Origin of the sequence: Sphingomonas cannabina (assembly GCF_021391395.1) — a bacterium.
In the GTDB taxonomy this organism is placed as follows: Bacteria; Pseudomonadota; Alphaproteobacteria; order Sphingomonadales; family Sphingomonadaceae; genus Sphingomonas; species Sphingomonas cannabina.
On sequence record NZ_CP090059.1, the window covers coordinates 306081 to 319238 of the forward strand.

Genomic DNA, 13158 nt, shown 5'->3' on the forward strand with positions numbered 1-13158 from the left:
ACTCCGGTGGTGACCGATGGGCACCAGCCATCGACTCTTTGGCATCTGGCGGTGCAGCATGGTTCGGCAATCATCGAGGTCCGCAGGAGCATCACGACCGGATCGGCAACAGCCACGCCCGCAGAGGCACATCCGGACTTGCCAGGGAAGGATCGAGAATGAGCGGACGTTACAGGATGCATGCGGCGCTGGCGGCGGCGACGATGCTGGCATCGCCCTGGTGGCTGGCGAGCGCGGCCGCGCAGGATGCGCCTGTCCAGGCGGCTGAGGCGCCCGCCGACGCCGACGACATCATCGTCACCGCCAGCCGCCGCGACGAACAGCTGAGCCACGTCCCGGCCAGCATCGCTGCGCTCAGCCAGGCGAAGATGGACAGCCAGGGCGTGCGCGACGTCAACGACATCGCCCGGCTGACGCCGGGCCTCAACTTCCGGCGGGAGAGCCGTTTCTCCGGCTCCAACACCAACATCGCCATCCGCGGCATCCAGTCGACCGACGGCGCGGCGACCACCGGCATCTACATCGACGACGTGCCGATCCAGTCGCGCGCGGTCGGCTTCAGCTCGGCCAATACCTATCCCAAGATCTTCGACCTGCAGCGCGTCGAGGTGCTGCGTGGGCCGCAGGGCACGCTGTTCGGCGCGGGCGCGGAGGGCGGCGCGGTGCGCTTCATCACACCGCAGCCGGGGTACGACCGCTACAGCGGCTATGCCCGCGCCGAGGTCGCCTTCACCGAGAACGGCGATCCCACCTATGAAGCGGGCGCGGCGATCGGCGGACCGATCGTGAGGGACGTGCTCGCCTTCCGCGCCAGCGCCTGGTTCCGGCGTGACGGCGGCTGGGTCGACCGGGTCGATGCGAACACCGGCACGGTCACGGCCGACGCCAATTCGGAGAATTCGCTCGCCTTCAAGGCCGCGATCGGATGGCGGCCGGTCGACGGGCTGACGATCACGCCGTCGGTCTACTACCAGAACGTCAAGATCGACGACACCAGCGGCTATTGGGAGGCGCTGACCGACCGCGGCGACACCCGCTTTCGCAACGGCTATGTCCAGGCGCAGCCGCAGCGCGACCGCTATGTGCTGCCCTCGCTGGGCGTGGACTGGGATTTCGGCGGCGTCACGCTGATCTCCACGACGTCATGGTTCGACCGCAACCAGCGCGAGACCCGCGACTATACCAATTTCGATGCCGAGCTGGTCTCGCCGGGCCATCCCTATCCGACGCTGCCGGGCCAGGTCGCGACCGGCTTCTTCGGCGACAAACAGCATAATTTCACGCAGGAGGTGCGGCTGCAGTCGAACGGCAGCGGGCCGTTCCATTTCGTGATCGGCGGCTTCTACAGCAACGAGCGGCAGAGCTCCTATCAGCGCAACCGCGACGAATTCATGGACACGCTGATCCGCAACGCCTTCAACGACGCGTTCGGGATCGAGGGCTTCTTCGGCACCGGTTATCTGCCCGACTTCTACATCTACGACAGCATCACCCGCAGCCGCACGCGGCAGCTCGCCGGGTTCGGGCAGGTGGACTTCAAGCCCACCGACACGCTGACGCTGACCGCGGGCGTGCGCGTCGCCCACGTCAAGGTGGACCATGCGCAATATGCGATCGGCCCGTTCGCCGGGGGCACGATCGACACCTCGGGCAGCGCCAAGGAGACGCCGGTCACGCCCAAGTTCGGCATCTCCTGGCAGGTGACGCCGGACAATCTCGTCTATGCCTCGGTCGCCAAGGGCTTCCGCGCCGGCGGGGCGCAGACCCGCGTGCCGGCATTGTGCGAGCCCGACGTCCGCGGCCTCGGCTATGACCAGTCGCCGACCAGCTACGATTCCGACAGCGTCTGGTCCTATGAGGTCGGCACCAAGGGCGGCTTTCTCGGCGGCGCGCTGACGGTCGATGCCAGCGCCTTCTACATCAAGTGGAAGAACATCCAGACATCGCTGTACCTGCCGACCTGCGGATCGAGCTTCATCGCCAATGCGGGGCAGGCGACCAGCAAGGGCTTCGACCTGGCGCTGCAGGGCCGGCCGAGCGACGGGCTGACGCTGGGGCTGGTGATGGGCTATACCCACGCCACCTACGACGAGGATGTCTACGGCGGCAGCGGGCTGCTGATCTTCGGCAAGGGGGACTATGTCTACCGGGGGCCGAAGCTGAGCTTCACCCTGTCCGGCCAGTACGACTTCCAGCTGGGGGGAAGCAGCGCCGACCGCGACGGGTTCGTGCGATTCGACTATTCCTACGGCCAGCGCGGGCCCCGCAACAATCCCGATGCGTTCGGCTATGATCCGGTCATCACCAACGGGGACGAGACCAACATCATCAACGCGCGGGCCGGTATCCGGCGCGACGGGGCCGAGCTGTCGCTGTTCGTGAACAATCTCACCAACAGCCATCCCGAACTGGCGCGCTACCGCCTGTTCCCGGGATCGCCGCTGATCACCAACGCGACCGTCCGCCCGCGGACGATCGGGTTTACGGCGACCTATCGCTATTGAGGGAGATGGGGGAGAGCCTGGAGCCTGATTGGCCCGTGTGTATCTGTTCCCCGGCGAAGGCCGGGGCCCAGTCGCGAACGGTTTGAGACTGGGCCCCGGCCTTCGCCGGGGAACGGCTGCTTCAAGTCGAGTAGGTCAAACTCCGGCTCCCCCGCGGTTCAGCGCGGCCGGTCGAGGTCGGCGATCATCCGCGCGATCGTGCGGGTGTCGTCGTCGCGCATCAGCGCCTCTGCGACGCGCGCGCGGTCGCCGGGCGGGTGCGACTGGCTGAGCTTGGTGACGCCCTCGATACTGTCGACATGGATGCGGAAGGAGCGGATCATCGGCAGCAGCATGGCGACGCGCCCCTCCGGCGCATCGTCGAGCGTCCAGGGCCGATCGGCGCTGCGCTCCAGGCAGGCGGCGGTGCGCTCCAGCAAGGCGAGCTGGCCGGCCTCGTCGTCGATCGGCTCGAGCGTGCCGCGGACATGCGCGGCGACATAGTCCCAGGTCGGCACCTGCGGCTTCTCGACATACCAGCGCGGCGAGACATAGGCGTGCGGCCCGGAGAACACCGCCAGCGCGTGCTGCCCCGCCGACAGCGCGGGCGCGTGCGGATTGCGCCGGGCCATATGGCCGAGCAGCCGGTCGGTGGCGCCATCGCGCTCGAACACGATCGGGCAGGAGGTGGCGCGGATGCCCGCCTCGTCGGTCGTGATCAGCAGCGCGAAGGGATAGGCGCCGACGATCGCCGCCGGATCATCGGCGCGGTAGACGTCAGGCACGAACAGGCCCGGCCTGGCTTGCCCCGGCGCGGTCATGCGCCCGCGGCGAGCGGCGGCACTTCGACCGCCATCAGCTTGATTTCGACATAGTCGTCGATCCCGTGCCGCGCCCCTTCGCGGCCGAGTCCGGACTCCTTGACCCCGCCGAACGGCGCGACCTCGGTCGAGACGATGCCGGTGTTCATGCCGACCATGCCATACTCCAGCGCCTCGGCCATGCGATAGGACCGCGCCATGTCACGCGTATAGACATAGGCGGCGAGGCCCGCGCGCCCTTCGTTGGCGAGCGCGACCGCTTCCGCCTCGCCCTCGAAGCGGATCAGCGCGGCGAGCGGGCCGAAGGTCTCCTCGCGGCACAGCAGCGACTGCGGATCGACGTCGGCAAGCACCGTCGGCGCGAAGAAGCTGCCCTCGGCGGTGCCGCCGCCGGTCAGCATCCGGGCACCGCGCTCGACCGCGTCCTTCAGATGGCGCGCGACCTTGTCGACCGCGGCGGGGTTGATCAGCGGTCCCTGATCGGTGCCGTCCGCCAGCCCGTCGCCGAGCCGCAACGCGGCGGCGCGCTCGGCGAGCCTGGCGGCGAAGGCGTCATAGACCGGCGCCTCGACGAAGATGCGGTTGGCGCAGATGCAGGTCTGGCCGGCATTGCGGAACTTGGCGATCATCGCGCCGGCGACGGCGGCATCGAGGTCGGCGTCCGCGAAGACGATGAACGGCGCGTTCCCGCCGAGCTCGAGCGAGACGCGCTTGACCGTCGCCATGCAGCGCGCGGCGAGCTGCTTGCCGACCGCGGTCGATCCGGTGAAGCTGAACTTGGCGATGCGCGGATCGCCAACCAGCACATCGCCGATCGGTGCGGGGGCGCCGGTGACGATGTTGAACACGCCGGCCGGCACGCCCGCTTCCTCGGCCAGCACCGCCAGCGCGAGCGCGGAGAAGGGGGTGAGCTCGGACGGCTTCAGCACAATCGTGCAGCCGGGGGCGAGCGCGGGCGCGACCTTGCGCGCGATCATCGACGAGGGGAAGTTCCACGGCGTCACCGCCGCGACGACGCCGACCGGTGCGCGCGTGACGATCAGCCGCCGGTCGGCCTGATTGGCCGGGATCACCTCGCCGTAGATGCGCCGCGCCTCCTCGGCGAACCATTCGAAATAGGCGGCGGTCGACCCGACCTCGCCGCGCGCCTCGGCGAGCGGCTTGCCCTGCTCGCTGGTGAGGATGCGCGCCAGGTCCTCGCGGTGCGCGACGATCAGGTCATGCCAGCGGCGCAGGATCTCCGACCGTTCCTTCGCCGAACGCGCGCGCCAGGCGGGCAGCGCACGCTCGGCCGCCGCCACGGCATCGCGCGCCGCTGCGCCGTCGAGATCGGGGACCGTGCCGATCACCGCCCCGGTCGCCGGGTTGGAGACGGCGAGGGTCGCATCGCCGTCGATCCAGCGTCCGCCGACATAAGCCGACCGGCGCAGCAGCTCGGGACGGGCGAGGGCGATGGGGTCGCTCATTCGCCGGTCTCCCGGGCGAGCGCCTGCTCGAGGATGTCCAGCCCCTCCGCCAGCTGCGCATCCGGGATGGTGAGCGGCGCCAGAATACGGATCGCCTGCCCGAGCGGGCCACAGGTGAGGACGATGAGGCCGCGGTCGAGCGCCCGCGCGACCACGCGCTTCGCCGCCTGCGGGTCGGGCGCGCCGGCATCGTCGAGGATGTCGAAGGCAACCATCGCGCCGAGTCCGCGCGGCGCGGAGACGCGGGTCAAGTCATTGCGCCCCGCGAACCCGGCGATGCGGGCGGAAAGCGCGGCTCCGATCGTGGCGGCACGCTCGCACAGCCGCTCCTCCTCGATCACGTCGAGCACGGCCAGTGCGGCCGCGCACGCCATCGGTGAACCGCCGAAGGTGGTGCCGAGCCCGCCCGGGTCGCAGGCGTCCATCACCGCCTTGCGGCCGATCACTCCGGCGAGCGGGAAGCCGCCGGCGAGCCCCTTGGCCACGGTGATCAGGTCCGGCTCGACCCCGCTGTGCTCGATACCGAACAGCTTTCCGGTGCGGGCGAAGCCGGTCTGAACCTCGTCGGCGACCAGCAGGATGCCGTGGCGGTCGCAGATGTCGCGAAGCGCGCGCAGCAGCTCGTGCGGCGTCGGGTGGAAGCCGCCTTCGCCCTGGACCGGCTCGATGATGATCGCGGCGACCTGTTTGGGATCGACGCTCGCGGCGAACAGCAGGTCGAGCGCGCGCAGGCTCTCCGCGACGGTGATGTCGCCGGACGGGAAGGGCACGTGGTGGATGCCGCCCTGCATCGGGCCGAAGCCGGTCTTGTAGGGGGCGACCTTGCCGGTCAGCGCCATCGTCAGCAGCGAGCGCCCGTGGAACGCACCGGTGAATGCGATCACCGAGGCCCGCCCGGTCGCGCGGCGGGCGATCTTCACCGCATTCTCGACCGCCTCCGCGCCGGTCGAGAAGAGCACCGTCTGCGCATCCCCCGCGATCGGTGCGAGCGCGTTCAGGCGCTCGGCCAGCGCGACATAGGGTTCGTAGGCGACGACCTGGAAGGCGGTATGCGTGAACCTGTCGAGTTGCGCATGGACCGCCGCCATCACCCTGGGGTGCCGATGCCCCGTGTTGAGCACCGCGATCCCTGCCGCGAAGTCGATGTAGCGCCGCCCCTCGACGTCCCACAGCTCGGCGTTCTCCGCCCGGTCGGCGGCGATCGCGGTGACGTTGGCGATGCCCCGCGGGATCGCCTCGAGACGGCGACGGTGGAGCGCGGCGTTGGACTGCATGGCGGCCTTTCGAAGACAAGCGAACAGGCCGCCAGACTGTCACCCGATGCCGATCGGAATAAGATGCGAACGAGAGCGGCGGTGGTGCATGCGAATCACCGTCGGGCGGATCGGTATTTGGGAGTTCGGTCCTTCCTTCCCGTCACCCCGGACTTGGTCCGGGGTCCACCGGGAGGCAAGGATCGGACACGGGTTTGAGCACAACCCGCGAGGCCCAGTGGACCCCGGCACAAGGCCGGGGTGACGGTTGGGAATCAGGCTGGCGGAGGCTCTGAGCTTCAAATCTCGATGGCCTAGACGATCTCCTCCTGCGCCACCGTCGCCACGATCCATCGCCGGAACCGCGCGATCGCCGGGCTCGACCAGCGATCGGTGCGGGCGATGAGCAGGTACGAGCCGAGCGAGAGCTTCTCGAACGGGCCGTGCTCGCCGCCGAGCTCGACCAGCTGCCCCGCCTCGATCGCGTCGACCGCGAGGAAATGGTTGGCGAGCGCGATGCCGCGCCCCTGGCACGCGGCGTCGATCGTCAGGTGCGCGTGCCACAATCGCGTGCCGGTGATGTCCTCGGGCACCGCGACGCCATGCGCGGTCAGCCATGCGCGCCAATTCTCGAAATTCTCCTCGTGCAGCAGCGGATGCGCCAGCAGGTCGGCCGCGCGCGCGATCGGCGGCGCGCTCGCCAGATAGGCGGGACTGGCGACCGGAATCACCGACGGCCGCGCCAGCTCGAGCGTGCGCACGTTGGGGGGCAGGTCGATCGATTCGCCATAGGTGGGTGCGTAGCGGATATCGATGTCGGCCTCGTGCCGGTTGAAGTCCGGCTGATGGTCGCTCGGCCGCACCTCGATCGTCATCCCGGAGTTCGCCATCTCGAACGCGCGCATCCGCGACAGCAGCCATTTCGACGCGAAGCCGGGCATGCACCAGATCTTGAGCTGATGGTCGTCGCTCGCCTTGATGAGGTCGAGCGTCGCATTGGAGATGAGGTCGATCGCGGCGGCGATGCTGCGGTGATAGGCGAGCCCCTCCGGCGTCAGCGCCGAGCCGGAGCGGGCGCGCTCGAGCAGCACGGTTCCCGTCCACAGCTCGAGCGTGCGCAGGTGGCGGCTGACCACGGCGTGATCGAGCCCCAGCGTCTGCGCCGCCTTGCGGATCCCGCCGAGCCGGGCCACCGCGTCGAATGCCCGCAGCGCCGCGAAGGGCGGGATGCTGTTGCGCGGGGGGAGTTCCTTCGTCCCCGGGCCGGGCTCGCGGCTGCTCAATGCGGTCTCCGTCGTCGAACGCGGCCGACCTTTCACGCCATACCGCTCGCTTCCAGCTTGGGAGCTCTCCTCGCCAAACGCAATCGACGGCGTCAGTCCCGCGCGGTCGCGTCCACCGGCGGCTGGCCGGCGAGCGACTTCGCCACCGCCTCGACCTGCTCCATCACGCGCAGGATGTTGCCCTGGGCGAGCTTGGCGAGATCGGCGTCGCTCCAGCCGCGGCGGGCGAGCTCGGCGAACACCAGCGGGTAGCCGTCGACGCCCTTGATCCCCTCCGGCCCGGTGCCACCGATGCCGTCGAGGTCGGCGCCGATGCCGACATGATCCTTGCCCGCGACCTTGGCGATATGCTCGATGTGATCGGCGACGGTCGCGGCGGTGACGCGCGGCTCGGGATGCGCCTTGTCCCAGGCGGCGAGGATCACCGGCGCCTTGTCGCCATAACCGTCGGACGGCACGCCGACCGACTTGGCATAATCGTTCCGCGCCTTGTCCCACGCGTTCCACTCGGGCGAGATGAAGGCGGGGTAGAAATTGACCATCACCACGCCGCCGTTGGCCGCGATCGCCTTCAGCAGCTCGTCGGGGATGTTGCGGGGCCGGTCGGTCAACGCGCGCGCCGAGGAGTGCGAGGCCATCACCGGCGCCTTGCTCGCCCGAATCGCCGCCGCCATCGTCGTGTCGGCGACGTGGCTGATGTCGACGATCATGCCGATGCGGTTCATCTCCGCCACCACCTGGCGGCCGAAGTCGCTGAGGCCCCCGGCACGCGGCGCGTCGGTCGAGCTGTCCGCCCATTCTAGGCTCTTGCCGTGGGTCAAGGTCATGTAGCCGACGCCGAGCGCTTTGTACTGGCGCAGCACCGACAGGCGCCCGTCGATCTGGTGCCCGCCCTCGACGCCCATCAGCGAGGCGATCTTCCCAGCCTTCTGGATGCGGCGCACGTCGGCGGCGGTGGTCGCGAGCTCGAAGGTGTCGGGATGCTCGGCGACGAAGCGGCGGACGATGTCGATCTCCTCCAGCGTCACCTCGACCGCGCGCGGGCCGGTGATGCTGGCGTCGATGTAGACCGACCAGAACTGGCCGCCGACATGGCCCTTGCGGAGCCGCGGGATGTCGGTCTGGAGCGGCAGCGGAAGCTTCGACGTGTCCTTGTCGAGGTCGACCGATTCCACCTTCGCCTCGTATTTCTCGCGAATCTCCCAGGGCAGATCGTTGTGGCCGTCGATCACCGGATATTGGCGCAGCAGCTTCTCGGCGCGGGCGAGATCGGCGGGTGCCGGCGCAGCGGCCTGAGGCGCGGCGGTCGCGAGCAGCAGCGAAAGGATCATCATCGGCAACCCCCCTCGAAAATTTTTTACAGAATTCTTACAAGACCCGGAACCGGTCCCGATATCCGGCGTTGATACTCCGCTTGAACGAAAGAACGAGCATCTTTTGACGGATTGAAAACCGCATGGTGGACGATCCGTCATAGGGAGCCCCGCCGCGAAAGCGACGGGGCTTACCTGTATCCGGGTCAGGCGCCGATCGCCGCGCGCACGAACGCAACCCGCTCCGCGACGCCGACGCGCGGCAGCTCGACCAGCACATAGCCATAGCTCCGATAGGTCTCGACCATCGCCGCCTGTGTCGCCTCGGCGAGTTCCGGCGATTGCTTGCGTTCGGCATCGTGCGCGTAGATCTCTGCCCAGAAGGGGGCGATGAACACGCGGGCGTTGTAGCGGACCTCGTGCGCCGCGGCGTCGATGTGCGGCGGCACCGGCAGGTTCGAGACGCGGAGGAAGCCGACCACGTCGGGCACCCCGCGGTCCATCATCGTCACGCGCCCGCTCGCCAGCGCCGCCCGCTGCGCGGCGACGTCGCGGACCAGCATCTCCTCCGCAAAAGCGAGCTCGTCGCCCCAGGGCAGTGCGGTTCCGCCGGTCGCGAGCTGCTCCTTGATCACCGCACGGCCGACCTCCGGGCTGGTGGCGATCCCCGCGGCGGCGAGTGCCTCGATCAGCGTGGTCTTGCCCGATCCGGGGCCGCCGGTGACGACGTGGAGGCGATCGGTCGGGATCACCGGGCGCGCTCGACCGTTGCGAGCCACTCCCGCGCCATCAGCCCGTGCCCGGCATAGGTCGGATGCACGCCGTCCCAAGCCCAGTGACTCGCCGGAGCGCGGGCCATCGCGCGATCGAAGGCGGCCTGATAGCGGACCAGCGGCAGGCGGTAGCGCCGCGCAAGCTCGGCCACGATCGCCTGGCGTTCGGCCAGTCGTGCGCGGAGTTCCGGTGTGATCGGGGCATAGCGGCCCACCGGCAGCAGGAAGGGCTCGCCCAGCACGATCCTCACCTCGGGCAAGGCCGCTCGCGTGCGCTCGATGAGCGCGGCATAGGTCCGGCGATAGGCGTCCGCCGGCACCGGTTTGTCCGAAAGCAGGTCGTTGATGCCGACAAGGATGCTGAGGACGTCCGGCTTCAGGTCGATCACGTCGGTTTGCCAGCGGCGTTCCAGATCGACCACCGTGTTCCCGCCGATGCCGCGGTTGACGAACCGCAGGCGCCGTTCGGGGAGGTCTGCGCCGATCTCGGCGGCGATCAGATAGGCATAGTCCTGCCCCATGATGTGGTTCTGGTCATCGCCTTCGCGCCACCGGCCGCCGTCGGTGATCGAATCGCCCTGGAACAGGATGACCGCGCCCGGGCGAAGGGCTTCGAGCCGTTCGCCCGCATTCGCGACGCCGGTCAGGCCGGTGACGAGCAGCAGTGGCAGGAGGAGACGGCGAACGTGTTGGAACATGGTTGGCTTGTCCGGATCTACGATCAGATCCTCCCCCGCCAGGGGGAGGTGCCAGCCGCAGGCTGACGGAGGGGGAGGACGGCGACTCATTATCGGTGTGCTTCCGCCCCTTCCGTCACGCTTCGCGTGCCACCTCCCCCTGGCGGGGGAGGATTGAAGAGGGTCACCTGATCGCACAGCCGGGCCGGATCGAGCACGACATGGCGGATGCGGGTGCGGTCGTGGGTATAGGTGACGTGGACAAGCCCGTCCCGCGCCTGGATCACAGCGGGATAGGCATAGCCGTTATCGATCGGCTTGCTTTCGAGCGTCAGCACCGGCCGCCAATGCACCCCGTCATCCGAGAGCGCGACGTTGAGCGGATAGCGCGGCCCCTTGCCGGGGCGATCGGGATAGTGCGCGCTATGGTTGTAGACCAGCAGCTGCCGCCCGTCCTTCAGCGTCACCGCGTCGGTACCCGAATTGGGATTGGGCAGGTCGATCGCCGCCAGCGGCGACCAGTTGCGACCGCCGTCCCGAGACCAGCTCATCGCCAGCGCGCCCTGCCGGGTCCGCGCCACCGCCTCCAGCACGCCGTCCTTGTGGACCAGGATGCTCGGCTGGATCGCGTCGATATGTTCGGGCGAGGCGACCGGCGCGGTCGCGGTCCAGCTCCTGCCACCATCTGCGCTGCGTTCGAAATGCAGCGACCAGTCGTCGCCCTCGCGCTCGGTGCTGGACGGGGCGAGCCAGCTGCCGTCGACGAGCGTCACGGGCTTGTTCTTGATCGGGCCGAGGATGCCGTCGGGCAGGCGGCGCGGCGCGCTCCATGAGCGGCCGTCATCGCTCGACGTCATCGCCATGCCCCACCAATGGCGCGGATCGGGCCCGACCTTGTAGAACAGCGTCAGCGGTCCATGCGCGGGTTGGAACAGCACCGGATTCCAGGTCGGCAGCCGCGTGCCGTCGGGCTGGACGCCGTCGGCGACCTTGACCGGCGTCTGCCAGCTATCGCCCTCCTGCCGCGCGAGATAGATGCTGACGTCAGGATGGCGCTCGTGCGTGCCGCCGAACCAGGCGGCGAGCAGCGTGCCGGCGCTGGTCTCGGCGATCGTCGAGGCGTGCGCCTGCGGATAGGGCGCGCTCTCGTAGATGAAGCCCGAAGCGAGGATTGCCGACTGCGCGGTGCAGGCCGGCACCGCAGCCGGAGCGGGTGCCGCCCATCCGGAGATCGAGGCGCAAAGCAGCGCGGCGGCGGGTGCCAGGGTCCGGACGAACCGCCGCACCAGCCGCCGCGCCGGGATCACAGCTTCGAGGTCAGCTCGGGAACGACCTTGAACAGGTCGCCGACCAGGCCGATGTCGGCGACCTGGAAGATCGGCGCGTCCTCGTCCTTGTTGATGGCGATGATGGTCTTGGAGTCCTTCATGCCGGCGAGGTGCTGGATCGCGCCCGAGATGCCGATCGCGATATAGACCTCGGGCGCGACGATCTTGCCGGTCTGGCCGACCTGATAGTCGTTGGGGACATAGCCCGCATCCACCGCCGCGCGCGACGCGCCGACCGCGGCGCCGAGCTTGTCGGCGAGCGGCTCGATGATCGTGTGGAAGTTCTCGCTGTTCTGCAGCGCGCGGCCACCCGAGACGATCACCTTCGCGCTGGTCAGCTCCGGACGCTCCGACTTGGCGAGCTCGGCGCCGACGAAGCTGGAGACGCCCTTGTCGCCCGTACCCGAGATCTTCTCGATGCCTGCCGAGCCGCCGTCGGCCGCCGCCTTCTCGAAGGTGGTGGTGCGCACGGTCAGTACCTTCTTCGCGTCCTTCGACTGTACCGTAGCGATCGCGTTGCCGGCGTAGATCGGGCGGGTGAAGGTGTCTGCGCTCTCGACCGAGAGGATGTCGGAGACCTGCATCACGTCGAGCAGCGCGGCGACGCGCGGCGCGATGTTCTTGCCCGTGGTGGTTGCGGGCGCGACGAAGGCGTCGTGGCTCGCCATCAGATCGGCGACCAGCGGCGCGACATTCTCGGCGAGGCCATGCGCATAGGCGGCGTCATCGGCGACCAGCACTTTGCCGACACCGGCGATCTTCGCGGCCGCCTGTGCGACGCCGTCGACGCCCTGGCCCGCGACCAGCAGGTCGACGTCGCCCAGCTTCGCCGCCGCGGTCACCGCCGCCAGCGTCGCGTCCTTGACGGTGGCCCCGTCATGCTCGACCCAGACCAGCACGCTCATTTCGCCACTCCCAGAGCCTTGAGCTTCGTCACCAGTTCGTCGACGTCGGCGACCTTGACGCCCGCCGTGCGCTTCGCCGGCTCGACCACCTTGAGCGTGGTCAGGCGCGGGCTCACGTCGACGCCATAGTCGGCGGGCGACTTGGTCGCGAGCGGCTTGGACTTGGCCTTCATGATGTTGGGGAGCGACGCATAGCGCGGCTCGTTGAGGCGCAGGTCCGTGGTGACGATCGCCGGCAGCTTGAGCTCGACCGTCTCGAGGCCGCCGTCGACCTCGCGGGTGACCTTCACGGTCTCGCCCGCGACCTCGACCTTGGAGGCGAAGGTGCCCTGGCCCCAGCCGGTCAGCGCGCCGAGCATCTGGCCGGTCTGGTTGTTGTCGTCGTCGATCGCCTGCTTGCCGAGGATGATCAGGCCCGGCTGCTCCTCGTCGGCGATCGCCTTCAGGATCTTGGCGACGCCCAGCGGCTCGACCTTCTCTTCGGTCTGCACCAGGATCGCGCGATCGGCGCCCATCGCCAGCGCGGTGCGCAGCGTCTCCTGCGCCTTCGCCTCGCCGATCGAGACCGCGACGATCTCGGTCGCCACGCCCTTTTCCTTGAGGCGGATGGCCTCCTCGACGGCGATCTCGTCGAAGGGGTTCATGCTCATCTTGACGTTGGCGAGGTCGACCCCCGTCCCGTCCGCCTTCACGCGGGGCTTCACGTTGTAGTCAAGCACGCGCTTGACCGGCACTAGGACCTTCATTCTGCTCTCCCATGGTTTCGTCTCTTCCTGGGGAGGAAAGAGCCGAACCTGTCCTCCGTCATCCCGGCGAAAGCCGGGATCCAGGAGTCACGAGCGACAAAGCAGAGACA

General features: G+C 69.0%; 11 protein-coding genes. 1 reads left to right on the forward strand and 10 read right to left on the reverse strand.

From position 1 onward, the window contains the following. Positions 1–158 precede the first annotated feature (158 nt). The gene (locus LZK98_RS01555) at positions 159–2504 is read left to right on the forward strand and encodes a TonB-dependent receptor (protein ID WP_233784599.1); all 2346 of its coding nucleotides are present in this window, start codon (positions 159–161) and stop codon (positions 2502–2504) included. Positions 2505–2662: 158 nt separating this feature from the next. Here the strand turns inward: LZK98_RS01555 and LZK98_RS01560 are convergent, their stop codons facing one another. From LZK98_RS01560 to LZK98_RS01605, 10 genes are all read right to left on the reverse strand, one after another. Continuing rightward, positions 2663–3304, reverse strand: a complete 642-nt coding sequence (locus LZK98_RS01560; protein WP_233784600.1) for an FMN-binding negative transcriptional regulator — start codon at positions 3302–3304, stop codon at positions 2663–2665. Beyond that, a complete protein-coding gene (locus LZK98_RS01565) occupies positions 3301–4770 on the reverse strand; it encodes an NAD-dependent succinate-semialdehyde dehydrogenase (protein ID WP_233784601.1) in 1470 nt (489 codons plus the stop codon). The genes LZK98_RS01560 and LZK98_RS01565 overlap by 4 nt, the downstream gene beginning before the upstream one ends. After that, entirely contained in the window at positions 4767–6044 is a 1278-nt protein-coding gene (gene gabT / locus LZK98_RS01570; protein ID WP_233784602.1) for a 4-aminobutyrate--2-oxoglutarate transaminase, read from the reverse strand. Before gabT ends, LZK98_RS01565 begins: the two co-directional genes overlap by 4 nt. Before the next feature lie 293 nt (positions 6045–6337). After that, complete coding sequence (locus LZK98_RS01575) at positions 6338–7306, reverse strand: LysR substrate-binding domain-containing protein (protein ID WP_233784603.1); 969 nt, start codon at positions 7304–7306, stop codon at positions 6338–6340. 92 nt (positions 7307–7398) lie between these two features. Next, on the reverse strand, positions 7399–8640 hold the full coding sequence (locus LZK98_RS01580; protein WP_319937522.1) for a dipeptidase: 1242 nt from the start codon (positions 8638–8640) through the stop codon (positions 7399–7401). A gap of 185 nt (positions 8641–8825) precedes the next feature. Further along, on the reverse strand, positions 8826–9371 hold the full coding sequence (locus LZK98_RS01585) for an AAA family ATPase (protein ID WP_319937523.1): 546 nt from the start codon (positions 9369–9371) through the stop codon (positions 8826–8828). Beyond that, positions 9368–10090: an SGNH/GDSL hydrolase family protein gene (locus LZK98_RS01590; protein ID WP_233784604.1), complete on the reverse strand. Its 723-nt coding sequence runs from the start codon at positions 10088–10090 to the stop codon at positions 9368–9370. Before LZK98_RS01590 ends, LZK98_RS01585 begins: the two co-directional genes overlap by 4 nt. Before the next feature lie 89 nt (positions 10091–10179). Then, on the reverse strand, positions 10180–11355 hold the full coding sequence (locus LZK98_RS01595) for a sialidase family protein (RefSeq protein WP_233784605.1): 1176 nt from the start codon (positions 11353–11355) through the stop codon (positions 10180–10182). A 17-nt stretch (positions 11356–11372) separates the two neighbouring features. Then, a complete protein-coding gene (locus LZK98_RS01600; RefSeq protein ID WP_233784606.1) occupies positions 11373–12302 on the reverse strand; it encodes an electron transfer flavoprotein subunit alpha/FixB family protein in 930 nt (309 codons plus the stop codon). Then, positions 12299–13048, reverse strand: a complete 750-nt coding sequence (locus LZK98_RS01605) for an electron transfer flavoprotein subunit beta/FixA family protein (RefSeq protein ID WP_233784607.1) — start codon at positions 13046–13048, stop codon at positions 12299–12301. Before LZK98_RS01605 ends, LZK98_RS01600 begins: the two co-directional genes overlap by 4 nt. Positions 13049–13158: the final 110 nt, after the last annotated feature.